Annotated in this window: 19 protein-coding genes; 7 read left to right on the top strand and 12 right to left on the bottom strand. The window is 44.7% G+C overall.

Features of this window, described 5'->3' with window-relative positions:
• Positions 1–342 precede the first annotated feature (342 nt).
• From NDA03_RS08725 to NDA03_RS08715, 3 genes are all read right to left on the bottom strand, one after another.
• A complete protein-coding gene (locus NDA03_RS08725; protein WP_190430263.1) occupies positions 343–1,119 on the bottom strand; it encodes a PspA/IM30 family protein in 777 nt (258 codons plus the stop codon).
• Positions 1,120–1,363: 244 nt separating this feature from the next.
• A complete protein-coding gene (locus tag NDA03_RS08720; protein ID WP_190414930.1) occupies positions 1,364–2,119 on the bottom strand; it encodes a PspA/IM30 family protein in 756 nt (251 codons plus the stop codon).
• Between the two features lie 161 nt (positions 2,120–2,280).
• The gene (locus NDA03_RS08715; protein WP_348237839.1) at positions 2,281–3,663 is read right to left on the bottom strand and encodes a hypothetical protein; all 1,383 of its coding nucleotides are present in this window, start codon (positions 3,661–3,663) and stop codon (positions 2,281–2,283) included.
• Between the two features lie 158 nt (positions 3,664–3,821).
• Between NDA03_RS08715 and NDA03_RS08710 the strand changes: the two genes are divergently transcribed.
• The gene (locus tag NDA03_RS08710; protein WP_190528935.1) at positions 3,822–4,391 is read left to right on the top strand and encodes a DciA family protein; all 570 of its coding nucleotides are present in this window, start codon (positions 3,822–3,824) and stop codon (positions 4,389–4,391) included.
• Between the two features lie 795 nt (positions 4,392–5,186).
• Complete coding sequence (locus tag NDA03_RS08705) at positions 5,187–5,504, top strand: hypothetical protein (protein ID WP_190666712.1); 318 nt, start codon at positions 5,187–5,189, stop codon at positions 5,502–5,504.
• A gap of 208 nt (positions 5,505–5,712) precedes the next feature.
• On the opposite strand, the gene menB is transcribed toward NDA03_RS08705, so the two are convergent.
• A complete protein-coding gene (gene menB / locus NDA03_RS08700; RefSeq protein WP_190414934.1) occupies positions 5,713–6,546 on the bottom strand; it encodes a 1,4-dihydroxy-2-naphthoyl-CoA synthase in 834 nt (277 codons plus the stop codon).
• Between the two features lie 154 nt (positions 6,547–6,700).
• On the opposite strand from menB, the gene NDA03_RS08695 reads away from it, so the two are divergent.
• Complete coding sequence (locus tag NDA03_RS08695; protein WP_348237838.1) at positions 6,701–8,887, top strand: P-loop NTPase fold protein; 2,187 nt, start codon at positions 6,701–6,703, stop codon at positions 8,885–8,887.
• Positions 8,888–8,916: 29 nt separating this feature from the next.
• Here NDA03_RS08695 and menD read toward each other — a convergent pair whose 3' ends face one another.
• Both menD and NDA03_RS08685 read right to left on the bottom strand, forming a co-directional pair.
• A complete protein-coding gene (gene menD, locus NDA03_RS08690) occupies positions 8,917–10,674 on the bottom strand; it encodes a 2-succinyl-5-enolpyruvyl-6-hydroxy-3-cyclohexene-1-carboxylic-acid synthase (RefSeq protein ID WP_348237837.1) in 1,758 nt (585 codons plus the stop codon).
• Between the two features lie 59 nt (positions 10,675–10,733).
• On the bottom strand, positions 10,734–12,173 hold the full coding sequence (locus NDA03_RS08685; RefSeq protein ID WP_190672216.1) for an isochorismate synthase: 1,440 nt from the start codon (positions 12,171–12,173) through the stop codon (positions 10,734–10,736).
• Positions 12,174–12,817: 644 nt separating this feature from the next.
• Between NDA03_RS08685 and menA the strand changes: the two genes are divergently transcribed.
• From menA to NDA03_RS08670, 3 genes are read left to right on the top strand one after another with little or no spacing between them, the layout of a single operon-like run.
• A complete protein-coding gene (gene menA / locus NDA03_RS08680) occupies positions 12,818–13,744 on the top strand; it encodes a 2-carboxy-1,4-naphthoquinone phytyltransferase (RefSeq protein WP_348237836.1) in 927 nt (308 codons plus the stop codon).
• A gap of 3 nt (positions 13,745–13,747) precedes the next feature.
• Positions 13,748–14,833 carry an o-succinylbenzoate synthase gene (locus NDA03_RS08675; RefSeq protein ID WP_348237835.1) on the top strand — a complete coding sequence of 362 codons (1,086 nt, stop codon included), beginning with the start codon at positions 13,748–13,750 and terminating at the stop codon, positions 14,831–14,833.
• Complete coding sequence (locus NDA03_RS08670) at positions 14,833–16,212, top strand: 2-succinylbenzoate--CoA ligase (protein ID WP_348237834.1); 1,380 nt, start codon at positions 14,833–14,835, stop codon at positions 16,210–16,212. Before NDA03_RS08675 ends, NDA03_RS08670 begins: the two co-directional genes overlap by 1 nt.
• A gap of 111 nt (positions 16,213–16,323) precedes the next feature.
• On the opposite strand, the gene NDA03_RS08665 is transcribed toward NDA03_RS08670, so the two are convergent.
• From NDA03_RS08665 to NDA03_RS08645, 5 genes are all read right to left on the bottom strand, one after another.
• Complete coding sequence (locus NDA03_RS08665; protein WP_348237833.1) at positions 16,324–16,737, bottom strand: thioesterase family protein; 414 nt, start codon at positions 16,735–16,737, stop codon at positions 16,324–16,326.
• 70 nt (positions 16,738–16,807) lie between these two features.
• Positions 16,808–18,991 (bottom strand): DEAD/DEAH box helicase, encoded by a 2,184-nt coding sequence (locus NDA03_RS08660; protein WP_348237832.1) that lies wholly within the window; start codon positions 18,989–18,991, stop codon positions 16,808–16,810.
• On the bottom strand, positions 18,988–20,310 hold the full coding sequence (locus NDA03_RS08655) for an ATP-binding protein (RefSeq protein ID WP_190414944.1): 1,323 nt from the start codon (positions 20,308–20,310) through the stop codon (positions 18,988–18,990). Before NDA03_RS08655 ends, NDA03_RS08660 begins: the two co-directional genes overlap by 4 nt.
• 148 nt (positions 20,311–20,458) lie before the next feature.
• Positions 20,459–21,502 (bottom strand): tellurite resistance TerB C-terminal domain-containing protein, encoded by a 1,044-nt coding sequence (locus NDA03_RS08650; RefSeq protein WP_348237831.1) that lies wholly within the window; start codon positions 21,500–21,502, stop codon positions 20,459–20,461.
• Between the two features lie 117 nt (positions 21,503–21,619).
• Complete coding sequence (locus NDA03_RS08645) at positions 21,620–22,945, bottom strand: ATP-binding protein (RefSeq protein ID WP_348237830.1); 1,326 nt, start codon at positions 22,943–22,945, stop codon at positions 21,620–21,622.
• Between the two features lie 88 nt (positions 22,946–23,033).
• Here NDA03_RS08645 and NDA03_RS08640 point away from each other — a divergent pair, with 88 nt between their 5' ends.
• Positions 23,034–23,354, top strand: a complete 321-nt coding sequence (locus tag NDA03_RS08640) for a TMEM14 family protein (protein WP_190430133.1) — start codon at positions 23,034–23,036, stop codon at positions 23,352–23,354.
• 36 nt (positions 23,355–23,390) lie between these two features.
• Here NDA03_RS08640 and NDA03_RS08635 read toward each other — a convergent pair whose 3' ends face one another.
• Positions 23,391–26,087 carry a PAS domain-containing protein gene (locus tag NDA03_RS08635; protein ID WP_348237829.1) on the bottom strand — a complete coding sequence of 899 codons (2,697 nt, stop codon included), beginning with the start codon at positions 26,085–26,087 and terminating at the stop codon, positions 23,391–23,393.
• Positions 26,088–26,511: the final 424 nt, after the last annotated feature.

The following is a 26,511-nucleotide window of genomic DNA, read 5'->3' as shown; positions in this document are numbered from 1 at the left end:
AAAATCTTCAACTAGCAACGCTTCTGAACGTGCGAAACTTATCTGTGTTAAATAGCACTAAACTTCAGAGAAATTTTGCTAACTTCAGCCCTAAACTAAAGTTTTGGCTAAAACCCAAAACCTATCTAAACGGGTTCAAACGCTTACTAGGAAGCTAAAGGAAGCTTTAGCTTTAAGCTGGAAATTTATTTTCAGGCTGCTTGCGTCAATACAGTTTTCCTTAAGTCAGCCAGTTATGGCAAGATAGACCCTCTTAATCCCATCGCCAACGAGTGTCAGATGAATGCAGAGCGGTCTATCAAAGTTTTGATTCGTAGATAAGTTATCGAAAAGTGCAGGAATCTATAGGTTATCCAATTGCCTTTTCAGGTCTTCTAATTCGTTATCAACTGCGGAATTAGATTTAGGGGTAGAGGAAGTGGTTGGGTTTCCTGCCGGTAGTTGCGCTTGGGTGGTGGAAGAACCAGTCAACTGCGCTTTCATTGCTGCTAATTCGTCATCAACATCGTTGCCGGATTCGAGCATGGCAAATTGCTGATCTAAATTATTGCCAGTAAGCTCGGCTGCTGCTGTGGAACGGGCTTCTAGTTCCAAAACTTTTTCTTCCATGCGCTCGAATGCACCCATTGCGGTGCTGGTTCCCAAGCGTCCCACGGTGTTTTGTAGCTGCTCCTGAGCCTTAGCAGCTTGTGCCCGTGCCTTGAGCATATCTTTCTTGGTCTTGGCTTCGGAAATTTTACTTTCCAAGGCAATCAAGTTGCGCTTGAGGGTGTCTACCTGAGTGGTTTGCCCATCCAAGCTAGTTTTCAGGGTAGCGGCAGTGTCAGCGTTTGTCTTCTTGCGTACCAGTGCTTCTCTAGCGAGATTTTCATCGCCTTTTTGCAGAGCCAACTGGGCGCGGTTTTGCCAGTTGTTCGCTTCGGTTTGGGCTTGGTTGTATTGTTGCTGAGTTCGTTTTTGGGTGGCAATGGATCTAGCAACAGCCTGACGCAACTGCACCAGGTCTTCCTGCATATCGATGATGGACTGCTCCAGAATTTTTTCTGGGTCTTCAGCTTTGCTGACCACATCGTTAAGATTGGCTCGGACGACTCGGCTAATGCGATCGAATAATCCCATGACGCTGTTTATCCTCTTGGCGTGTACTAATGTAGGTATTTCCAGGCTTTGAAAGTAGCCTTGAGCAAGTTCAATTTAGGAGGTCAGGTTTTCCATCGGTGCAGTAGTCGGCAATTGCCTCAAACACCATTTCTAGTCTAGGGCGCTAGGCAAGAGTGACTTGGGCAACCTTCAGGAATCGTTAAAGACCCAACACTTTTCTTCCTAGTCTAGAAACTTCTAGTCCAAAGCGGTAGTTTCCAGATCAAGAACTTTCCAGTTGGGAGCGAATTTTTTGTAATTCGGCATCTTGGCTAGGGTCAAGTGCCTGCTGACTAGACGGCAGTTGCGGTGCTTCAGTGCCTTGGCTCAGCTGAGCTTTCATGGTAGCTAATTCGGTATCAATATCCCCAGCATCTTCCAGGGAGAGAAATTTCTTTTGCAGGTCATCGCTTCCGAGTTCAGCGATCGCTTCTGACTGCGCTTCTAGTTGCAAGACTTTTTCTTCCATGCGCTCGAAGGCGGTCAGAGAACTGGCAGTGTTAACACCACCTAACATCTCATTAATTTTCGCAGATGCTTGAGCCGAACGAGCACGAACGATGTACATATCTTTTTTCGTCTTGGCTTCCGAGATTTTGCTCTCTAGCGATCGCATATCTTGCTTGAGCCTACCGACGACTTGATTTTGTTGCTCGATCTGCGCCTGCATTGCTTCTGCTGTTTCCTGATAGGATTTGCGCTTGGTGAGGGCTTGGCGGGCTAAGTTTTCATCACCTTTTTGCAGTGCTAGTTGGGCGCGATTGTACCATTCTTGAGAGGTAGACTGCGCTTGGTTGCATTGTCGCTCAGTCCGTTTTTGGGTAGCGATCGCTTGAGCCACCGCCTGCCGCAGTTGAATCAAATTCTCCTGCATTTCCATAACCGTTTCTTCCAGGATTTTTTCTGGATCTTCCGCTTGTCCAATCAGACTGTTGATGTTGGCTCGAATTACTCGCAAGATGCGGTCGATCAATCCCATGTCAGTTCTCCATTCACAACGCACGGGTTCAGTGGAGCGCGGTCACTCGATCGCGAACACGGCAGCGAACCCCTAAAAGCAGTCGCCCTCTTAGGGCATCGCAGTCCCAGTAGCAACGTTAACAGAATGCTAGGTTACTTTCCAACTCAACCACCTCCAGCTTAAGGCTGATCGACCGCCGCAGAAATCCCCTGTGTCTGAAGCTCTTTTACCAATGTTTGAGCCTGAGATTCTTTCTTGAACGCACCGAGATAAATTTGGGTGCCTTCTGGTGATAAATAGGCATCGGGAACAACCTTTCGCGCCTGTTGCAAGGAGCTTTCGCCATTATATTTTACAAACACATAATAGAAGCCCTCTGGATTCGGCGCAGGAGTTGCCGCAGTCGGGGAGGGTTTCACACTCGGTTGTATACTCGGTTGTCCAGAGGCGGGGCGTTGTGGCAATCCTGGGAGAGGGCTGGCGGGTGTAAGGGGCACTGTTGCGGCTGGCGGCAGCCCTGGAAGCGGCACCGAGCCAGATTGCCCAGATGAGGAGTTTGCGGGGGCAGGTGAACTGGGTAGCGGGGAAATTGTTGGCACCGCTACTTGAGTTTTGGGTAAGCCTGCCACATTGGATCTTGAAGCTGGACTGGAAGATGGCAAAGTGCTTAAGGTATCCAAATTTACGTCCACAAACTCGTCAGTCGCCAGGTTTGGGCCACTTGGCGCAGCTCCAGATGCTGGGGCATTGGTGGTTGGACTTGTTGCCGTTGGACTTGTTGCCGTTGAAGTTGTTGCCGTTGGATTTTGAGCAACGGTGGGCGTGCCTGACTCCTGGAAGCGATCTAAACCTAGAAAACTGAGGCTGCCTGGATTCGTCACTAAATAGCCCAAAGTGGCAGTTGAAAATAGCAACAACAACAAGGAACCAACTCCTAGGGGAGTCAGCAGGCTATCCAGAAAACTGCGTTCTGAGCGACGAGGCGCTGACGCCTCTTCTTCCACCAAACTTCGCAGAAGTTGTTCGGAAGATTCCAGATAGTCATTGGGAGGGACGTGCGTTGAAGTTGGATTGACAAACTCCGGTGGATCTGCTGCTGGTTCTGGATGCCAAGCTGGTTCCTGGGGTGGCGTGGCGAAGGTCGCTAGTTCCGCTCCAGGAGCCGATAAGTCAAAAGATGGCGCGGGTGCGGGCGGTGTATACCCTGTTTCATTCTGGATGGTTGTCTCAACTCCCTTGCCTTCCAGATTTGCTGCCTGTGGTGGGCTGGCTGGCGGTGGTGGCGGTGGCGGTGGGGATGCGGGAGGCTTTGCTGGGGCGGGTGATTGATTCCTGCCTCCCGTAGCACTCACGGAAATTAAGTCGATAGGTTTGTTGCGAACCCGATCGTGATTCATGCGGGGGGCAGGCGACGCCCCACGTCCCCCTCGTTCGCGTCGGTATCGAGATAATTCTTCTTCTAACTGCACGTCGAGACTGCCCAGAGCTGCCTGCAAGGCTGGATTGATGGACTGGGCGGGGGAGGGGCGAGTAGAAGACTCAACCGAATGACCTTGACTCATAGCTTTAGCTACTGACGAATCTTGGAGAGCTGACGGATCTCTTTATTACACGTTGTTTTCTGCTTGAAGGCAACCGTAACCCGAATCTGCTGTCTTGGTTTTGAGTACGATCGAGCAAGAGGATCGATCATTCTGCCATTTAGCTGGGGATTTGTTGGATGTCTTTTAAATCTCTTCATCATATCTTAGGGGCTATCGAAAATCAGGCGGCGTGGCAGGCTAGCCAAGAATTTCAGCGGTTACTCAAGTGTTGGCCTTCGGTGGTGGGAGTGGCGGTGCAGGCTCAAACGCGACCGATTTCCATATCGAGGGGCGTTTTGTCGGTTGCTACATCCAGTGCTGCTTGGGCACAAACGCTGACTTTTGAGCGTCAGCGAATCCTGCAAAAGTTGAATGCCCATCTAGGTAGCAATTTGGTTGATATTCGCTTTTCGACGGCTCAGTGGCAGAAGAAGCCTGGTTCTAATCGTTCCTGGTATGCACAGGAACAATCGGTGGCATGGAAAGAGCATCCCAGTCGAGTTGTTGAGGGGAAATCTTCACCGTCGTTGAACCAGAAGGCACAACTGAAAGAACCCCACGAAGCTTTTCAACATTGGGCGGAGGGTGTGCGGGAGCGATCGCAACATTCACCGCTTTGTCCCCAGTGCCAGTGTCCCACCCCTCCAGGAGAACTCCAGCGCTGGGCTGTGTGTGCCCTGTGTGCTGTCAGGCAATGGAAAGGCTAGCTTTCAGTAGATTCGGTGCCATTAAGCCGAAACAGCGATTGGTACTAGGTCGCGGGCAACGCTTGCTTTCTCTGGTGGCACCCCTCAAACCCCACAAATCATCTGCATCGCTTGAATTTATTTAGGTCTATCTGCTTAGTTCCTAATTCAGACCGGAATGTGAAGTTGTTTTGTATCGTATGTTACAGATGCCAGTTTCCTCTCCGTTACATCTTGTAACTTGGATGCCTGCGTAGCCTTCTGTACAAAAGTCTTCTCAGGCGAAGCTTGTATGCCACTAATGCCCTGAATTTATGGCATCAATATGGCATCAATACTATTTCCCGATTGCTTCGCCCGTATGCTGACATCCTTACTTCCTAAGTAGTTACAGGGAATGTAATGATTTTAATTGCTTACTAAGGCTGACTCAAAGAATTTTAGAGGCAAAAATCTCAATTTAGTCGAGCAATGCAAAGTTTGTCATTTAAATCAAGAGATAAACGACTGAATAAATGAGCTAAATTTAATCTTTTCTGAAACGGATACGCCTAAGGTTTGTCTTGATCCCCATAGGGTTTTGTTAAAAAATGGTATTGTTCACGAGATTACTTACTATAGATAGATGTGTCCGTTTTTAATGTTTCATGTGTCTGTCTATTACACAAAGCTAAAGAAAATCTAAATCAGTATTTGTACTTGGGGATCGCTAGAACATAGACGGGGAATATAGATTCCAACATTCCAAACTCTACAACCGTTAATAGAGAATTTTAATATAAAGCATAGATAAAAATTCTCCTAAAGAGGACTCCCATGAAGACCTTAAATACTGTAACTTCTGCCTGCCGGTATTGTCAGTATTACAAGCCCGAAGGGCGTCGTGGGGGTCTTTGTCAGCAACTCGGCGTGCCCGTTCGAGGCGGCTGGGGAGCCTGTTCTTTAGCACTTCCGGCATTTGCGCCGTCTTGGGAACGTCTCGAAGTAATGATGCGCTGGCAGGATGAAACCCTGAAAACACCGGAGGCGCTCTCAATCAAATGTTCGCTGAACTCTTCTCAAGAATCTACCTCGCTTAACGAGAATGTTTCTACTGCCCAACAGCCAGTAGAAGAAGAGGCGCTGCTCGTATGAATAAAATAAAGAATAGTAAGCTCACCTTGCAGTTTGTCAAGGCAACTTGCTTCAACTCTTAAAAAAATAAAGATTTGCTTTAGAATCGCACCTTATTTAAGTCAAGGTGCGATTTTTGATTTAAGAGCCTTGTAGGATACTTTTTTACAAAAGATGACTCTTTAAACCCGTTTTTTTTCAGAAAACGGGTTTTTCCATTTGCGAACGACTAAGGCAGCCAAGGATATTGACGGAAATCGGGTGGACGTTTTTCCAAAAATGCCTGCTTGCCTTCGGCTCCTTCCTCAGTCATGTAATAAAGCAAGGTGGCATTACCGGCGAGTTCTTGCAAACCAGCTTGTCCATCGCAATCGGCGTTGAAAGCAGCTTTTAGACACCGGATGGCAATCGGGCTTTTTTCTAAAATTTCATTAGCCCACTGGATGCCTTCTTGTTCCAGCTGTTCTACAGGCACGACGCAATTCACTAAGCCCATTTCTAGTGCTTGCTGTGCGCTGTACTGGCGGCAGAGAAACCAAATTTCTCGCGCCTTTTTTTGCCCAACAATTCGGGCAAGATAGCTGGCACCAAATCCACCATCGAAGCTGCCGACTTTAGGGCCAGTTTGCCCAAAAACAGCATTATCTGCGGCGATGGTGAGGTCGCAAATCAGGTGCAGGACGTGTCCGCCACCGATGGCGTAACCTGCCACAAGCGCAATGACGACTTTGGGCATGGAACGAATTAGGCGTTGCAAGTCTAGGACATTTAGGCGAGGGATGCCTTCATCGTCTACATACCCAGCTTGTCCCCGCACACTTTGATCGCCACCAGAACAGAAGGCGTATTTGCCATCGGTGTGAGGACCAGCGCCAGTAAATAATACGACGCCAATGCTAGTATCTTCGCGAGCATCGCAGAAGGCGTTGTAAAGTTCAAAGACGGTTTTGGGACGGAAAGCGTTGCGTTTGTGCGGGCGATTAATCGTGATTTTGGCGATACCGTCGCCTTTGTGATAGAGGATGTCTTCGTAGGTTTTGGCAGTTTGCCAGTTGATTTGCATAGAGAGTTGTGCAGTATTTCGAGTTGTGCAGTATTTCGGCTTGAGAATTTTAACCCAGTGTTTGAAATTACGGTGACTAGGTAGAACCTCAAGAGAGAGGAGGCTTGAGCGATCGCTGTGTCATCATGACGACAGGGCTAAGAAAAGGCATTTTATGGGACAGACTGAGAAGAATTCCGAAGTCGAATCTGAGAATTTTAATGCTTTATCGTCAGATAACGCTTTAACCAATCCGAAAGCAGATCGATTAGGATATGCGACCTTTGCAAGATATCTAGCAGACAGTATTTGCAAAATGAGCTTTCCGGAAGGCTTCGTGATTGCAGTCTACGGTTCCTGGGGTTCTGGCAAATCGACGCTGTTGAATTTTTTAGTTCACTATCTAAAGGAAAAACCAGAGGACGAGCAACCAATTATCGTACCCTTTAATCCCTGGTTGTTTTCGGGACACGAAGATATCACAAGGCGCTTCATTGACCAATTACAGGCTGTTTTGAGTGAATTCAAATCTGTACCGAAAGGCTTAAAAGATCGACTAGCCGATTTCGGTAAACTGTTTTCTGAAATTCCTATTCCTTACGCTCCCGCGGGTAAGGTAGTAGAAAAAATATTTGACGATAAGCAAAAGGATACTTCCGACTTAAAAGAAGAAGTCGAAAACACACTGCTAAAGCAGCATCCGCGAATCGTGGTAACAATTGACGATATTGACAGGCTTGCCACTGACGAAATTAGACAGTTGTTTCGCGTTGTCAAAGCCATTCCAAATTTTACAAATGTTGTCTATGTCCTAGTCTGCGATAAAGAAATTGCCCTCAAAGCACTTGCAGACACGCAGGGGACAGCTGGAGAAGCCTATCTTGATAAACTTGTTCAAGTTCCTTTTGAGTTACCAATTCCCAATAAAAATCTACTCCGCAGGCTACTTTTTGAAAAACTGAATTTCGTACTTGCTGACACCCCTACACAGCTATTAGATAGAAATTATTGGGGAAATATTTACTATCAAGGGATTGACCACTTTATTACCAACACTCGCGATATCACTCGTTTGATAAACACCTTAAGCATGACGTACCCGGCAGTTCAAGGTGAAGTAAACTCAGTGGATTTCATCGCTGTTGAGTCGCTGCGAGTCTTTTGCCCAACGATATATGACATCATTCGCAAAAATCCTAAAGCTTTTGCAGGAGACACGGATACCAAAGGTTTTGTAAGTGCTACAGCAGACGAACTAAAATCTCTTTACAATTCTTGGATTGCTCAGCTTCAAGATGAGGATAAAGAGCCAGTTAAACGGTTGCTATTGATCCTCTTTCCTAAGTTATCAGCGATTTGGGGTAATAATACCCAATACGTTGCACAACAAGAGTTAACATGGCGCAGACAACTGCGCGTATGCAGCTTAGAAGTATTTCCAGTCTACTTCCGTCTGGCGTTACCAGAAGGTGAATTATCGAATACCGAGATGAAAGCCATCCTGGCTTTGGCAGGCGATGCGAAGGCATTTGGAGAAACTCTTGTAGAACTCGCTAATCAAAAACGTCCTGAGGGTACGACGCAAGTTCGGATATTTTTGGAACAACTTGAGGATTACACTGAAAAAGAAATTCCTTTAAATAGCATTCCTTCAATTGTGCAAGCTTTATTGGATGTGGGCGATCGCCTTTTGCGTCCTGAAGACGAACCGTGCGGAATGTTTGATTTTGGAAATGATATCAGAATCGAGCGCATCATCTCACATCTGTTGCGTCGTCTTGAGGAACCAGCACGGTTTGAGGTGTTGAAACAGGCGATGTCAGATGGTAAGGCAGTTTTAACAATTGTGGACAAAGTAGTCGTCCTAGGTCAACAACACGGTAAGTTTGGAGCTAGTGAATCAAATCTAGAAGAAGAAAGACTTATCAGCGCACAGCACCTTGATGAACTTGAAGAAATTGCCTTAAATAAGGTGCAAGATGCCGTGCAGCAAAACTCCCTATTACAAACGCCAGGTTTAGCACATATCCTGTATTATTGGCGGGAGCAAACAAGCGAGGATGAAGTCAAACAGTGGGTTAAAGAGGCGATTAAAAACGACGAAGGGCTAGTTGATTTCTTTGAGAAGTTTTTTGAAAAAGCATTTAGAAAATCTGAGTCTAATATGGGTCAAACCACCGGCTACGGGCTTGAGCCGAATTTACTTGAACCTTACGTTGACGTATCTTTAGCGATTAACCGGCTTAGGAGCCTTCTTGAAAAGGATTGTTTAACAGAAGAACAGAAAAATGCGATCGCGCAATTTATTGAAGAATATGACAGGAGTCAGCAGGAGAAAGATTCTGACGATCCATTAGCATGAAAGGCTGAATGATTCACCAGAGTTAACGTTCACAGGATATCTGCTGCAAATTTTCCTAAATTCTCTTTCCGCCATTTGGCATCTACCTTGCGATTGGTTGGCAACTCTAAAACCCGGAGTCCCTGCGATGGTAATGGGTTTAATCGTTGCTTCAGGTGTTCCCAGGATGTAATCACTTCATGCTCTACATTGTAAGTAGCACAAAGCTGAGCAAAATTTATATCCTGTGGTGTGGCAAAAAATTCTTCAAAGGGTGGGTTAAATTTGGAAATCGGCAACATTTCAAAGATGCCGCCGCCATTGTTGTTAATTAAAATTATGGTCAAATGCCCTATAAATTTACTTCTCAGTAAAAAGCCGTTAGTATCGTGCAATAAAGCTAAGTCACCTGTCAGCATCACAGTGCTTTGATTGCGATGTGCAATGCCTAAAGCAGTCGATAAGGTGCCATCAATGCCATTCGCGCCTCGATTAAAAAAGGGCTGAATCCCGGAATTGTTGGGTGCCCAGAAAAACTCTACATCTCGCACCGGCATACTATTAGAAATAAACAGAGGAGTGCCCGGTGGTAGCGTCTTGGAAAGTAACCAAGCGGCTTTTCCTTCAAAAAGTGTGTCCATTGTTGCCATCGTTTGGTCGATGGCTTTCCTGACCTTTGATTCGGCTTCACACCAACTGCTGAGATAAGACGCGATCGCTTGCGTCTCTACAAGTTCATTTGGGTAGGTTTGAAATAGGTGTTCTATGGAGATTCGCAGGTGGGTTGTATTGCCGTGCAAGGGATCTAAATTGTGGTGGCTGGGGTCAATTACCCATCGGCGCGGTTGAGTTTGATCTAGCCAGTTTCGCAGTTCTTTACTGGTAGGTAATTCACCGATTTGAATTACCATTTCTGGTGTCAGTTTTTGCGCTAACTGCTGATTACGCAGGATTAAGTCATAGGTAGAAATTAGATAAGGGTTCAGTTGACTATAGTTCCTTAATGGAGATAGCGCCTCAGCCAATACAGGCCATTTTAAAGATTTGGAGAGCTGCGCGATCGCGATCGCATACTCTTCCGGTATTTTCGGTTGTGCAGTCCCAGCGATAATAATTCCTCTGTCACATTGCCGCCACTCCTGTATGGGGTTGAAAGTGGTAGGTTGCAGGTTGAAAGTTGCTCCTAATGGCTGACAATTTGCAAAGAAATCTTCATCTAGTAGAGACGCACCATTTTGCATCTCTACAGCACCGTCGGGAATTGGGGCGAGGGGGTCGCGGAAGGGGATGTTAAGATGAACGGAGCCTGGAGTCGGAAAGAGCGTTCTTTCCCACGCATACATCACTGTCTGCCGCAGATAACCCAGCATTCCCATCTCTAGAGAAGGCAACGCTAACTCAGCTTGCCAGTTGGGATAATTGCCAAATAATTTCACCTGATCGATCGTCTGTCCAGAATGACAATCTCGCAATTCTGGGGGGCGATCGGCGGTTAAAACTAAAAGCGGAATTCGACTTTCCCTAGCTTCAATTACGGCTGGGTAAAAATTTGCCCCGGCAGTTCCAGAAGTGCAAACTAACGCCACCGGCAATCCAGATTTTTTCGCAATTCCTAATGCCAAAAATGCGGCGGATCGTTCGTCCAAAACAGGAATGGCTTCTATCTCATCAGTTTGAGCGAAAGCAACAGTAAGGGGTGTTGAACGAGAACCTGGACAAATAACGGCTGTGGTTAATCCTAGTCGCTTTAATGTTTCGGTTAGGATGGAAGTCCAAAGGGAGTTGGTGTTACGAAAATCGACGGGCATTTAAAAGAAGAATGAACCGCAAAGATGCTAAGAAAGAAAGAGAGAAGAGAGAGTTCCGGCTAGACTAAGGCTTTTAGAAGTGCCTGGAGTTTAAGTTGAATTTCTGCTAATTCTTTGTCTGGATCGGAACCAGCAACGATACCGGCACCGGCGTAGAGTCTGGCACGACAGCCATCTATGAGTGCTGAGCGAATTCCCACAACAAATTCACTATTTCCTTGGCGATCTACCCAACCGAGCGGCGCGGCATATAATGACCTATTGAAGGTTTCATAGCGGCAAATTTCTTTCTGGGCACTCTCGCTGGGGACGCCAGCAACGGCTGGTGTCGGATGGAGTTCAGCCAGGATTTCTAAGGGATGAACGCCTGCCGGGATTTTCGCCTGAATGGGTGTCCATAAATGCTGAATATTTAAGAGTTTCAATAGCTGTGGTTGGGACAATACTTGAGGATTTAAACCTAGCTGGGAAAGGCGATCGCGAATAAAATCAATGACTACTCGATGTTCGCGCCTTTCTTTTTCACTGGTTAGTAACCGATTTGCTAATTCCGCATCTTCACTTGCTATTTTTCCTCTGGGTGCTGAACCTGCCAGAGCGTCCGTTACTAATTCATGGTCATGAATACTAATTAAACGTTCGGGACTTGCACCAATAAAACTTTGTCCCTTGCCGTTACTGGTGGAAAAAATATTGCAATCAGGATTGCGAGTTCGTAAATGATTGACGGAGGGAATTAACTGGAAAGGAATCGGGGAGATAACATCAAGGGCGTGAGCCAAAACAATTTTATGAATTTTTTCTTCCTGAATTGATGATAAAGCCTTAACCACCGATGATTTAAAATGGTTTACATCTGCAACATCGTGTTTCTTAAATAGTTTTCTGGCATCAATTGCGATATCTAGAAAAGATGCACTATGAAATCTTTCTAAACTAGTAACTCTGATTGCCTGAAATGTACGCCATAAGCTTTCAGTTAAATCTTGAATATTTATCTCTGAATCAATCAGAATATTTGCGACTACTACCGAAGTCTGATTTTTTAGAGAGATTTGCCATCGGGGTAAGAATACTGTGGCGGAAGGAAAAAGAGAATCCGCTCCTAGATTTTCATTAAAAAATGTAAAAGCGCAGAAAAAATGAGCGCCCGAAAAAGGTAAATTAACTTCACCAATACTCGTGGTATTGGCAATGCAAGATTGAATAAACTCCTGGGATTTGTTAAACCGATTGGGGCTTTCTAGTGTTAGCGCAGCTGCGGTGTCGATGGCAGCGATCGCTTCTCCTTGTGCTGGTTTTTCAAAGTAAAAGTGTAATTGATCGGGTCTAGCGATCGCCTGAAGGACAACCAACGGATCGACTGCTGGGATTTCTTGAGAAATACTGAGGAGCTGTGTCTGTTTTTTTTGTACAGCAGTCTGCTTAAAGGCTAAAAGAAATTGATGCAGTTCGTGAGTGTCTTGAAAAAGATTTTTAAGATAGGGTGTGACTAGCATGGAAGCGAGGATAGGTTGGCAATTTGATGTTAATACAACTAGCTGTGGCTCCTGGTTTATTGTTAGTAATCGAACAAACCTATCCTAAGAGCCAATAGAATAATGACAGTCCGTTGAAAACTGGTCGTATCTGCCAGTCTTCCCCTATTTTCTAAAAGTAAGGTGTGCTTACCAATAACCTTATTGAAATTCTTAACAATTCTCCAAAAATATTTCTTGAGGAATAAGGCTAAGCCTATGTATTGGTTTCTCTGTAGTATTTCTAGTTTACAACTTTCGCCTGCTTTTAAGATTGTCGTCATACTTTCAATGATTCCTTAACTTAAATTTCAGAATGATTACCGCAGGGGCATCTTCATTGATTAGATTTTAAAAACTCTTAAACATTGTATCTAAATCTACACTGTTTAGATAAAATGTGTGATTTGACCGAGCAGAATATGCGGGAGGTCATAACAAGTAGCTAGTTTTGAAAGAACCTGCTTAAGATTTGACATAGGCTAGTCTTCCATAGGTCAAGACACAACTGGAAACCTCTGTCTCCCTACTAAAGGGCTTGTAACAAAGTCTGTAGCAAATATCCTATCACGGCTTTAGAGTTGTAAAATTTGGTAGCTTCTTGGCAGTAGCATAGATTGAGACTAATGGATACAAAATTGATTAATCATCGCACCAGTGGAGGGGCAAACATCAGCGACCCCGGTCTTTGGATGGCAGCGATTAAGCCGCCCATGTACAGCGTTGCTATTATTCCAATTTGGGTGGGAACAGCTGTTGCTTTTGCTGACACTCAAGTGCTTCAGGGAGCAATATTTTCTACATTTTTAATGTCAGCAATTTTGATTATTGCATGGCTGAATCTCAGCAATGATGTGTTCGATTCGGAGACGGGTATTGATAAGAACAAAGCCCACTCTCTAGTTAACTTAACAGGTAACAAATCTTTAATTTTTTGGCTGGCAAATCTATTTTTAGGGGTTGGTGTACTGGGAATCTTAGCGATCGCATGGTGGCAACAAGACCTCACAGTCATCGGATTGGTACTCCTGAGCTGTGCGTTGGGCTACAGCTATCAGGGACCTCCCTTTCGCTTAGGCTACCAGGGTTTGGGCGAAATTATCTGCTTTATTTGCTTTGGTCCCCTAGCAGTGGCGGCGGCTTATTATAGTCAAACCGGCACATGGTCGATGACCAGCCTTGCAGTGTCGATTGTTGTAGGGATTGCCACGAGTTTAATTTTGTTTTGCTCCCATTTTCACCAGGTTGCGGACGATTTGGCAGCAGGGAAGCGATCGCCCATCGTCCGCCTAGGCACTCAGAGAGGATCGCAATTATTGTCTTGGTTTAGCGGCAGTATTTATGCGCTGACTGGGTTGTTTGTCGTTTTGCAAATTTTCCCCGTTTGGACGTTGCTAACCTTTGCAAGTTTGCCCTTCGCCATCAAATTATGCCGCCACGTCCACCAGTATCACGCTCAACCTGAGAAAGTCAGTAACAGCAAATTCATCGCAGTATCTCTACACTTTTGGAGTGGGCTGCTGTTGGGATTGGGGTTTGTACTGCCCTTATAGCTGATGCAATATCAGTTTGAATTTCGTCCTTACCGGCGGAGATTTGTGCGTCCCTTGCAAACCAGTCACGGCATCTGGGACATTCGAGAGGGCATCATCCTCCGCCTCACTGATGAGAACGGGCAAGTCGGCTGGGGCGAAATCGCCCCCCTGAGCTGGTTTGGTTCCGAAACCTTAGAGCAAGCGCTGTCATTTTGTCGCCAGCTGCCGGAGGAAATTACCGATGAGATGATTTACTCCATCCCATCTGCCCTTCCCGCCTGTCAATTTGGCTTGGAGTCCGCTTGGGAAGATATCTCTCATTTTCAGGATAAGGCAAACCTAACCCCCCAGCCCCCCTTCCCTGCTGGGGACGGGGGGGAATTGAAAGCCTCTCTCCAACCCCCCTTTTTAAGGGGGGAAAGGGGGGATCGAGAGGGGTTGGGGGAGAGGTTCAGCGAAAGCCTCACAAGAGAATATGCGTACAGCGGCTTACTCCCCGCTGGCGAGGCCGCTTTAAATCAATGGCAGACGCTGTGGAACCAGGAATATCGCACCTTCAAATGGAAAATCGGCGTTTACCCAATTGCAGATGAACTAAAAATTTTCCAACGACTTACCCAAACACTGCCAGAAGGGGTAAAACTGCGCCTGGATGCCAATGGCGGACTCAGTTACGAGGAAGCCAACCTGTGGCTGTGGACTTGCGACAATGTTAAGGCGGAGGAATTACCTGTAGAAATTGAATTTCTCGAACAACCGCTGTCTGTGGCTCAATTTCAGGGGATGGCGGAATTAAGTATGTGCTACGCCACTGCGATCGCCTTAGATGAATCCGTGGCTACAATTGACCAGATGGCAGCTGCGTCCCGTGAAGGTTGGCGGGGGATTTTTGTCATTAAGCCCTGCATCGCCGGTTCTCCATCCCGTTTGCGCCAATTTTGCCAACAACATGAAATTGATGCCGTCTTCTCCTCCGTCTTTGAAACCGCTATTGGTAGGCAGGCAGCATTAAAGCTAGCAGCAGAATTATCCCGTCACAATCGAGCAGTCGGTTTTGGCATCAACCACTGGTTTGACGAAGATGAAGAAATCAGATTTAAGAATTGATGGAATCGCCACTAGACTATCTTAAAGAACGTGCTAATGATGACTGGCTGATTGGTTACGACAGCCGCAAATTTATTAATATTGCCGAGCAAGTATTTAATCAATTAACCCTGCTTGCAAACTCTGAAAATAAACCAAAAATATTACTAGCAGAGCGAGAACCAATACAATTTCTTGCCAGCTTCATTGCTGCCAGTGCCGCCGGTTGTCCAGTTTTCCTTTGTAATCCCAACTGGGTTAAACACGAATGGCAACAAGTTTTTGATTTAGTCCAACCAGACATCATCTGGGGAGATTGCCCTTATCCTTTCACCTCCCCATCTTGTAGAGACAAAAATCGCGTCTCTACAACTATCAACAACTGGATTATGATTCCCACCGGAGGTTCATCAGGGCAGACTCGATTTGCCATCCACACCTGGAAAACCTTAATGGAATCCGTACAAGGTTTTAGACAGTATTTTCAAATAAATCAAGTAAATTCTTTTTGTGTATTGCCTCTGTATCATGTCAGTGGTTTGATGCAATTTATGCGTTCCTTCACCTCTGGGGGAAGATTAGCAATTATGCCATTTAAAGAATTAGAATCTAGTGAAAAGTGCGATATCGATCCATCTGAATTTTTTCTATCCTTAGTACCCACTCAACTGCAACGTCTCCTACAAAGTCCAGAGTTAACCGCCTGGTTATCCAGCTTTCAGACAGTGCTTTTGGGAGGTGCCCCTGCGTGGATAGAACTTCTGGAAGAGGCGAGACGCCACAGCATCCGCTTAGCACCCACTTATGGCATGACAGAAACCGCCTCGCAAATTGCCACCCTCAAACCAGAATATTTTCTCAACGGTACTAACAATTGCGGTCAGATTCTCCCCCATGCCAAAGTGACAATTTGTAGTTCTAGCAGCGAGATATTAGAAATCAACCAAGTAGGAACTGTTACCGTTAAATCTGATTCTTTGGCACTTGGTTACTATCCTGAAAAATTTCCTAATCAACAACATTTCCAAGTAGATGATTTAGGCTTTATTGACGAACAGAGTAATTTAAATATTATCGGTCGTAGCAGTAACAAAATTATCACAGGTGGCGAAAACGTCTTCCCCTCTGAAGTAGAAGCTGCAATTCAAGCTACAGGTTTAGTTGCTGATGTCTGTGTAATTGGTTTACCCGACTCTCACTGGGGACAAATTGTAACAGCCGTTTATGTTCCCAGTAAATCAGACATTTCTACTTATACTCTACAAATAGAAATTGAAGATAAATTGAGCAAATTTAAACGCCCTAAATACTGGGTGCGAGTAGAAACATTACCAAGAAACGCTCAGGGAAAAGTGAACCGCGAACAGCTACAAAAAATTGCTTATAGTAGGGTATTTTAGTGACAGCATAACGAAGTCTAACGCACTCTATAAACTCTCTCTTCGCATCCTTTGCGTCTACTCGCGCATCCCTCTCGCGCATCCGCGCCGCTACGCGAACGCTAATGCGGTTTATTCCTCTTCTTCCTTCAATTGCTGAAGCCATGGAATCATCTCCACTGGAATTTCTTTTCTACTTCTAGTAGCTGCATCGATGCAAACGTGCCGAGTAATTGCTTGTGCGACTACCCGATTCTCTGCAATAAATTGGTAATTAACTTCAAATTTTTCAGATGAAAGATGTTGAGGAATTAACTGAATAACTACTTTGTCACCACAATACATCGGACTGAAAAAATCAACGTTGGCATGAACAATAGGAATCGCAACATTCGGGTTGCTGAAAAACAACTTGAGATTGATATCCAAAGCCGCTAGGGATTCTTCATAAGCTTCGTGACACATTGCCAAGACATTAGCAAAGTAGACAACACCGGCGGCGTCGGTATCCTGAAAACGAATCGTTCGGGTATAAGTAAATGACATTTATAGATAGATGCGATCGCTTCGCCTTAAACTTTGTTTTACGCTTCCTATAGCCTTTCTATTCTCTCATCTACCAACCACTAATAATTTTCTTCAGCTCTCCAACATCTAGACAATCGAAAGCAAAAGCTTTACGAAGCAGCTTGCTAGGAATAAACTCATCATACTTTTGCATTTTTAAAGGTTCTTCAACAGCAACTAAATCTAACGCCGTAATCCTTTTATTGCCAAACGCCAGGATTTCCGAGCCAAGCTCTTCAACCCCATCTTTTCCAAGTTTAACCGTCATAAAGTATGGTGCTTGACCCCCAATTTTCTTGATATCCAGAGACTCTCTACCAAAGAAATTTAGAAACCTCTCTAAGGTGCGGTAAGCGACAGTACCCATCCAAGGAAAAATGCAGCAAGTTTTGCTTCCTAATGAAACAATGTTATTTCTTTCAAATTCCCAAAAGCGAGCTAATTGACGAGCTTCATTCAGACGTTTTTTAGCATTACTTTGTAAGTAGCTATACTGAGACTCTTCAAGCAAAACTCTTCGCATCCGTTCAAGAACTTTTGTATGAATATTGCTACTGCCACCATGCCAAGAAATTTTAGCTTGACCTTGTGCTTGTTTGACAAAAACCGTTTTTGTTTTAACATCGCTATCCAAAACTTCCCACGTTCTCCCTGCCAAGGCAAAGCAATTGCCAACAGGTGGAGGCATCAGGATACTGCCAATTTCCATCGATCCATCCCTAACAGCATACTCAACCGTGTCGGAAAAAACGGCGTAAAAATGAAAATTTTTTACAATTTTCTCCCCAGCTAATCCGATAATTAATTTGTCTCCCTCAGTCTGCTGAATGTGGTCAATTCCTATCAAGTTTCGGAGCAATTGCCTAAAATCATCTTTAGATATAGCTGCAAAGGGTGGTAAGGCTAAAACTTGCTGAGCTAAAGCTGCGGGAGAGAGTTCCTCCAGCGCTGCTAAAATACTCATTGTTTGGTGATATAAAAGGCTAAAAGGATATTTAACCGGCTTGATTGGCTCAATCCAGCGTTCTTCTAAGTAAAGTTGGATAATCGCGATAGCTTGCAACAGTTGCCAAGGAATTTGATTAGGAAGCGATTCCTCTGTTGATAGTTCTTCCTCCGCGCAAACAAACCGCATATCTGCCACACTTCCTCGCCTTCCCGAACGTCCCAATCTCTGCAAGAAACTGGATACAGATAAAGGCGCGTTTAATTGAATGACTCGCTCTAATTGACCGAGATCGATTCCTAATTCAAGCGTGATAGTTGCAGCAGTAACAGATGGAACTTTGGTATCGCGCATGGCATCCTCAGCCGCTTCCCTTAAGGAGGTAGAAATACTGCCATGATGGACGTGATAAATATCTGGTAATCCTTCAGCTTCGGCTATTTCACGCAGGCTGGCAATCACTGATTCTGTATCTGAGCGATTGTTAGCAAAGATCAGGCTTTTTCGAGATTTAGTGATATCAAAGATATGCCTGTAGTAAGGAGTAACAACTAAATTATCAGTCTCATCTGTTTCAACGGGAGAAACAAAAAAATGCTCTAAAGCCAGATTGATCTTTCGTTTTCCTCCCTCGATATCCGGAGTAATGACTGGCGTTTTGGTTCCCAGTCGCAGCCAGTCTTCAGCGAGTGAGTAATCGCCAAGGGTAGCCGATAAACCAATCCGACGGGTGGGATTTTTTACAAATTTTGAAAGGCGTGCCAACTGGCAGAGAATTTGGCAACCCCGTTCGGAACCCATGAAAGCATGGATTTCATCAATAATGACAAAACGTAAATCTCCGAACAAGCGAAACAGTTGAGTATTTTTATTAATTAAGAGACTCTCTAAAGATTCTGGCGTTATTTGCAGAATCCCTTTTGGGTCTTTTAGGAGTTGTTTCTTACGAGCCTGGGAAACATCGCCGTGCCAGTGCCAGACTGGAATATCTGCTTCCTTTAAAAGGTCATTTAGACGCTCAAATTGGTCGTTAATTAATGCTTTTATGGGGCTAATATAAAGTGCCCCAATCGTTGTAGATGGTTTTTGATGTAATAAAGTAAGAACTGGAAGAAAAGCTGCTTCTGTTTTCCCCGATGCAGTTCCGGCGGCGATTAACAAGTGAGCATCTGTTTCAAAAATAACCTTACAGGCTTCAACTTGAACGTCTCTTAATTCAGTCCAATCTTGGGTGTAAATGTATTCTTGAATAAAAGGCGCTAATTTAGCAAAAGCCTGTTCGCTCATAGGGTAAATTCTGCAAATTCAGTATTCCCATCTACCTCTGGGTTCTTGCTAGGAGAAGTCGGTTTAAAATTGGAACCATGAATGAGTTCTCTGAAAGAGATGTTGGGGTTTTGTTGAAGGATATTCAAAATACTGATAAAATCGCGGACAACTTCACGGGGTGTCAAGAATTTGTCTGCACCTAAGCGATTGACAACTTCTTGCATAAACTCTTGCAAGTCACTCGGTTTCAGAGTTTTATTATAGTTGTAATGGGTAGCATGAATATCCACCAATCGGTGCAAAAGCTCGGATATATTTTGCTTGGTTAATATTTCTAGCTGGATGACGGGTGCTGAGGTATCCTGATGACCTCCTTTGACACGGCTGCTTAAGCGCGATCGCAATGCTTCATCACTGTACAACCCCCGGCGTTTGTCCTCCACAAATTCGGGCGTTCCTCCGATAAAAATGCCAAGATTTTCTGCTCTTCCCTGCATCGTATCGTTGAACATTGCCAATAGCTTATCGTAGTTTTTTTGACGAGAAGCGGTATGAGTAATTTTGTACAAATGAACGGCTTCATCCACCAAAATTAAAAGCCCTTTGTAGCCAATATCTGAAACAAACTTTGCAACTAGCTTGATGTAGTCATACCAAGTTTCATCATCAATGATGACACGCACTCCTAGCCCAGTTTTTGCCTCAGTTTTAGTTCCAAATTCTCCTCGAAGCCAACGTAGCGCCGCTTCCTTTTTATCATCATCATCAGAACGATAGCCGCGCCAATAGGCGATGATGACATTCGCAAAGTCAAACCCGTGAACTAAGCCTTCTATATCCTTAACGACTTCCCGAATTTTCTCTTCTACTTTATCGTCAAACCCAGTGTCGTTGGGTCGCATCCCGCTTTCTTGTGCAACTTGGTTTTGAATATTATTAATCCATCCTTCCAAAATGGGTGTGAAAGCGCCACCTTCTGGGCGAATTTTGGTGGAAAGATTCTGCATTAATTCCCGATAAGTTGCAACCCCTTTTCCGTCAGTTCCTGCGAGTCGCCGTTCGGGAGATAAATCAGCATCAGCTACTACGAAACCTCTTTCCATCGCGTGGTTGCGAATCAGTTGTAGCATAAAGCTTTTACCGGAACCATAGCGTCCTACAACGAAGCGAAACCCGGCACCGCCTTCGCCAATATTATCGAAATCCTGTAAAATAGCTTTGACTTCTTTTTCGCGTCCGACAGCAATATGTTCCAGACCGATTCTAGGAACAACACCTGCACCAAGAGAACTGATTAAAGCATTCGATATTCTTTTGGTAATTTTGATCTTCGTCATGATTTAAAATAATTTATTTGTTGCTATATAGGCGGACAAAGCTTTGACGTTTCTCATTCTGTCTCACCTACGAGGAATGAGGTGAGGTTTTTGATTCGGTTTACTTAGGTTTTATAATAAATTTTGATAAATTGTTATTTTTATAAAACTAAGTTTCGAGCATCTTCTTCACTTTTGTCAAGTGTTCTTCTGCGATCGCAGGCGGAATCGATGCCGAACCTGGTTCAATGATAAAATCGCCAATGGTATCTATAGCACGTTCGTTTATTGCATCTATCAATAGTTGAGGCATAGTTATATTTGTCTCAGCGATTTTCTTGAGAGTTGCACCTGGATTGTTTTGCTCTACTATGGCTTTGATTATCTGAATATCATCATTCGTAAGTTTTGTTTTTAGATCAGTCCATTCCGCTGATAAATTTTCTACTGATTGTTTTCTTTGTATTTCCCAAAAAGGGATTGTTTGGGATTGTCCTTTTTGAGGTTTTTGGAAGTTTAAGTTCCCACTCTTTAACTGCTCGTATTCCAACTTTAAAGAGGATACTTGCCCTTGCAACTGACCTAATTCTACTTTCAAAGACGCCAGAGATTGATTCAGCACCCCTCTCTGTGTTTCCAGCGTCTGAAGCTGAGCTTGCAGATTATCTACTTCTGATTGTAAAGGGCGTTTTTGTTTTTTAAGATTAGTGATTTCCTGCTCAAGGATTGTTTTCTGGTTTTGATGATCTGTCACTTGATCTTGCAGTTTCTTGAATTCCGTTCTCAGGGAATTTAAGCTAGTTTCTGTCTTCTGCTTTTCCGATGTTGCAGCCAACAAGGATTCATTGAGTTCTGCTTTTTGCCTTTCCAGAACCTCAAGTTGAGTTTGGAGAATAAACCCTTGTTCTTCTAGTTGGTATCTATAAGCTCCTAAAGTGGACACTTCCCGATTAATGACCTCTCTTCGGTTATAGCTTTCTGCGATTTGTCCGTGTAATTGGTTTAGGCTTGACTCCAAATAATAGAGATCGTCTTCTAAGTTTTGTCTTTCGTCAGAAATCGCTTGAATTTCATTTTGTAGGAAGAACTTCTGCTTTCTTTGTTTAATTTGTACAACTATGGCTCCTGCATAAGTAGCAGGTAGAGTAATTAAACCTGTAACCAAGGCTTTCGGGAAATCTCGGTTGGCAATAAGGCTCAGGAAAAAGCTCACACCGAAGGCAATTAAACCCAGTAAAATCCGATTGCTTACCTTAACCGATCGCATATCATTTTTTGTGAGATAAAGTCAGCATTTCCCAAGTTCTAATTCATACGAACAGAATTCTAATTATGTGTTTAATCTACGAGATTCTGAACCAGTAACGGCTAAATCTGCCCTGAGAAAGTCAATGAATTGCCGTGCTGTACGTCCAGAACGCCCGTTGTGGCGAGTTGCCCACTGTAAGGCACGATACTCTAAATCTTCCTGAGTGAGGGAAATGTCGGCTTGGGTTGCGAGATGGCGAACAATGCTTAGGTAGGTGTTCTGCTCGGCGGGTTCAAAGGTTAAAGTCAGACCAAAGCGATCGCTAAACGACAGCTTTTCCTGAACCGTATCCCAGGCGTGAATTTCTTCATTGTCCTTGGGACGAGGGCGATCGCTAAAAAATTCTCGAATCAGATGCCGCCGATTGGAAGTCGCATAAACCACCACATTTTGAGGACGTGCGGTTAAATTGCCCTCCAGCACTACTTTAAGAGCTTTGAAAGCGTCGTCATCCTCCTCAAAGGAGAGATCGTCAACAAAGATGATGAACTTCTGAGGCACACCCCGCAACTGCTCGATAATGGTTGGTAAATCTTTCAGTTCAGATTTGGCAACTTCGACGAGGCGGAGGTTTCCCGTATCAGGCTCATTTAACAACCCCTTCACCAAAGAAGATTTGCCGCTACCACGACTGCCGTAGAGCAAAACGTGTAAAGCTGGATGACCGGCGAGTAAAAATTTTGTATTCTTCAGCAAAGAGTCTTTCTGAGACTCGTAGCCGACTAATTCTGGAAGCTGCACGGGATCGGCATATGAAATGCCTACCAACTGCCCAGATTGCCAGCGTAACGCCCGATAAGAAGCAAACAGCCCCGTTCCGTATCGCTGATAATGAGCGGCTAAAGATTCCAGCACATCTACCCAATTTTCTGACATTTGGAATTTCTCCCAAATGGGCAATTCGTGAATTGCACCTACCCTATCCTGCTGCTGGTTCCAGGCGACTGGTGCCGCGAGTAACTTGGCTGTGGCTTGCACCCACCGGCTCAACTGGTCGCTACTGCAATTGTAGAGGCTCTGCAAGGCTTGTAAATCGTGCTGGGCAGCAGCTACCAGCGCCGGAGGCAGTAAAGACGATTGCTGGACTTGCTTGCTAAAAGGATTGTCAGTTCTGAGAATTTGGGTAATTAGGTAGTCTTGCCAACCTTGATTTCTGGCGGCTAAAGCTTGAAACCAAGTGCCGTAAGCTTGCAGGCAAGCCAGTCCATTGGTGTTGCTGCTGCTTAAGGCTTGTAGCAGATTCAGGAAAGCCGTGCCGACTTCCCCACGGAGGACGGATTGATAAAGTAACAGAGAAGCAGCTTGACGTTGCAGAAATTCGATTGAAGCGATCGCTTGAGTATCCATTAATCAACTGAGTGGTGTATCTCAGCTATGGTAAATTGTCTCCCGACGCTAGAAATAAGTTCTACTCAAGCAATGAGGTTTTAACGAGATGAATCTGGGTACTATCGCCGCGATCGCTTACGGAATTTTAGCCATTGTCGGCGGCATCATGGGCTACTCTCAAGCTCAAAGCAAAGCGTCGCTGATTTCTGGCAGTATCAGCGGCTTATTACTCATTCTCGGCGGCGTGATGCTATTGCAGGGACAAGCGTGGGGGCTGATTTTAGCAACTGTTGTCACCGCTGTTCTCATCATTGTCTTTGCCATCCGGTTGTTTAAAACTCGCAAATTTATGCCTGCGGGATTAATGACGCTCTTAGGTTTGGCGGCGCTGGCGGTGATGATTCAACAACTGGTTGCGATAGTGTAGCGATCGCATAAAGGATAGATTTAAAGCATAGATTGCCTAAACTATCTGGCGAAGTGGAATCTCAATAATAAACTCCGCTCCCCTACCTGGTGCTGAGAGACATTGCAATTGACCGTTGTGCTTTTCTACAACAATCTGGTAGCTAATTGCCAAACCCAGTCCAGTGCCTTTGCCAATGGCTTTGGTAGTAAAAAAGGGATTAAATAGCTGTTGTCTCACCGCCTCTGTCATTCCAGAGCCATTATCCGCAATTTTGATAACGACGCGATCGCAGTCTAGTACCTCAGTGCGAATTTTGATCCAACTGGGATTTGCCTTGATTTCGGAAAGCGATCGCTGTTTGTTATACTCATCCAACGCATCAATGGCATTCGCGATCAGATTCATAAACACTTGATTGAGCTGTCCTGCGTAGCACTCGACTTTAGGTAAGTGCCCGTACTCCTTAATTATCTGAATGTTGGGATGATCCGGTTTTGCTTTCAGGCGGTTATGCAGAATCATCAGGGTACTATCAATTCCTTCGTGAATATCAACCGCTTTCATTTCAGCTTCGTCAATTCGCGAAAAATTCCGCAAGCTAAGAACAATTTCCCGGATGCGATCTGCCCCCACCTTCATTGATGACAACAGGTTAGGAAAATCTTCCATCATAAAATCTAGGTCAATCGCTTCTATCTCCTCCTGAATTTCTGGCGTTGAATTAGGATACTGCTGATGATAGAGTCGCAATAGATTTAATAAGTCTTGGGTGTATTCTCTGACATGGGTGAGATTCCCAAAGATAAAGTTAACTGGGTTATTAATTTCGTGAGCAATCCCTGCAACCAATTGTCCTAAACTGGACATTTTTTCGCTTTGAATTAATTGACCTTGAGTACGTTGGAGTTCTTGGAGAGTATGTTCTAGCTGCTGATTTTTTTCTTTTAACTGAACTTCTTTCTCCTGACGGGCTTCCTCAGCTTGTTTGCGAGCAGTAATATCCATCACGGTGGCACCAAGAGCCATCGGCTTGCCATCTTCTCCAGGTATGGGAAATTGAGAAGTCAACCAGTGCATCAGGACGCCTGGATTGCTAGGTAATTCACCGCACGTCTCCATGTTGAGAATCGCTTCGCCTGTCGTCAGTACTTTGCGTAATGTCGATTCGATCGCTTGTGCAGCGTCGGGCAAGACTTCAGCCAGGGATCTTCCTAAATGTTCTTCTACAGACAAGCCATTGAAGTGTGCTAGCGCTTCGTTGATTTGCAGATATCGCATCTGGTCGTCAAGAATACAGAGTCCGACCGGCGCAACGCTAATAAATGAGTTCAAAAGCTGCTCGCGCCGCGCTAATTCTTTTTCCAACGCCTTGCGATCGCTAATGTCTCGCGACATCCCAATCAAACCGATAACGTTTCCTTGGGGATCGCGGTAGATATTTTTTGTTGAGAGATACGTCACCGCGATGTTATTGATATAGACAATTTCCTCCAACGTCTGAGTTGTCCCAGAAGCCATAATTCTGCGGTCAGTCTCCATAAGTTGAGGGGCGACCTCAGGTGGAAATACCTCGGAGTCATCCTTTCCAATCATCTCCTCTACAGACTTGCCAAGTAGGTTGGCACCAGTGGAGTTGATCATTAAGTAGCGACCCTGAAGATCCTTGATAAAAATGATATCAGTTGTTCCTTCAATGACTGCATTCAAGAGGTTATAGCTTACTTGGAGCGCCTCCTCTGTCTCCTGGTGTTCGGCAATTCGCTGGTGTAATTGCTCGTTCAGTTGACTCAGCTCGATCGTGCGCTCCTCAACTCTATCTTCTAGCTCTTGATTCACCTGTTTCAGTGCTGCTTCTGCTCGGTGGCGCTGGCTGTCAACCGCATTCAGGAATCTGGCATTCCACCAAATTAGAAAGGCAAAAATAACTACGTTGAAAACGCCAAAAAGAGCCAGCCCAAGTTCGCTGTCATAAATCTGAGATTGGTAGCCGCATAATATGAACCAGCCCAGCACTGAGGGAATGCCAATCGCGGCTGGCGACATCCGCCGCACCATCAATCCGCCTGCTTTGTCGCTTGTAACAACTGTCATTAGTCCTCGATCTGGACAAGCAAACAGGACTCCGGTGGAAAGCAGGATGAATGCGATCGCTGTGTGCAACGCCACACCTGTGTTGTAACTCTTGCCGTACAACGAGGTGATGCCGTAGATATAGCCCAAAAGACCCAGAAAACCAATCAAAAACCCGCCTAAGCTAAAGCATTGAGCCGGACGGTACGCTCTTTTAGATAACAGCAGAAGGGCAGAGCCAAGCATGAAAAAGCTCAGGGCACTATTGGGAGACATTCGCCCTGGTGCAGAGGTGCCAACAGCGCCTGCTGGGTCTTTAAACAGCAGTTCGTCAATTCCTAGATTCCATCCAAACCCATACTCAATTAGTGTCAATAAACCGATTAAAATGACGATGATCGCCAACACTTGAGAAAGGTCAAACGAAGACTTTCTCCGGTTATCTTTTGCCCTTTGTCTTCTGTGTTCCGCGTCGTGCCACAAACACAAAGACAATCCACTCAGAATAAAGGCTATGCTTGTGTTGGCTTTCATGCTTACCAGCCCTGGTAAAATGCTTTTAAGGGCTGTAATATCTAATATCCAGCCCAGTAAAACAACACATCCAATTAGGGTGACAATAATACCGGATTTTCTGGAGTAGGATTGTGGAAATTCGATAAACTCCGTCTTTTTAATCATAAAAATCGGACTCTTCCAAATATCAATAGCTGACCAATTATTAACTTTTAATAGAGGAAATATTTTGAGATTTGCTAGATAAATTTATACAAATTACCAAAATAATACAATTTATTGTTTGTGCCTAAATATAGGCTAAACTTAAATTTATTCCTAATAAACATAGGATAAATTTACTAATTATAAAACCGTATTTACATTGACTATTTGGCCGTTTTTTACGAAAAAGTCAGTAAATTCACAGATAAATGTTCTGACCTTGTTCTGAACTATTGTAAAAAGAACCATTTAGCGATCGCTTTTGTATTTATTGCAAGGACGCTAGCGAATCGAGAAGCCCATAACCCAGCCTAGTCAAGCAATCTTGAAAAGATTTAATCCATTCTTTTGCTTTCGCTCCTTAATCAGGTGGCAAGGCAACAAA

The sequence above is a fragment of the Trichocoleus sp. Lan genome (genome assembly GCF_039961855.1).
Classification (GTDB): Bacteria; Cyanobacteriota; Cyanobacteriia; order Cyanobacteriales; family FACHB-T130; genus FACHB-T130.
Note: the sequence above shows the minus strand (reverse complement) of the source record. Positions and strands in the feature narration are given on the sequence as shown.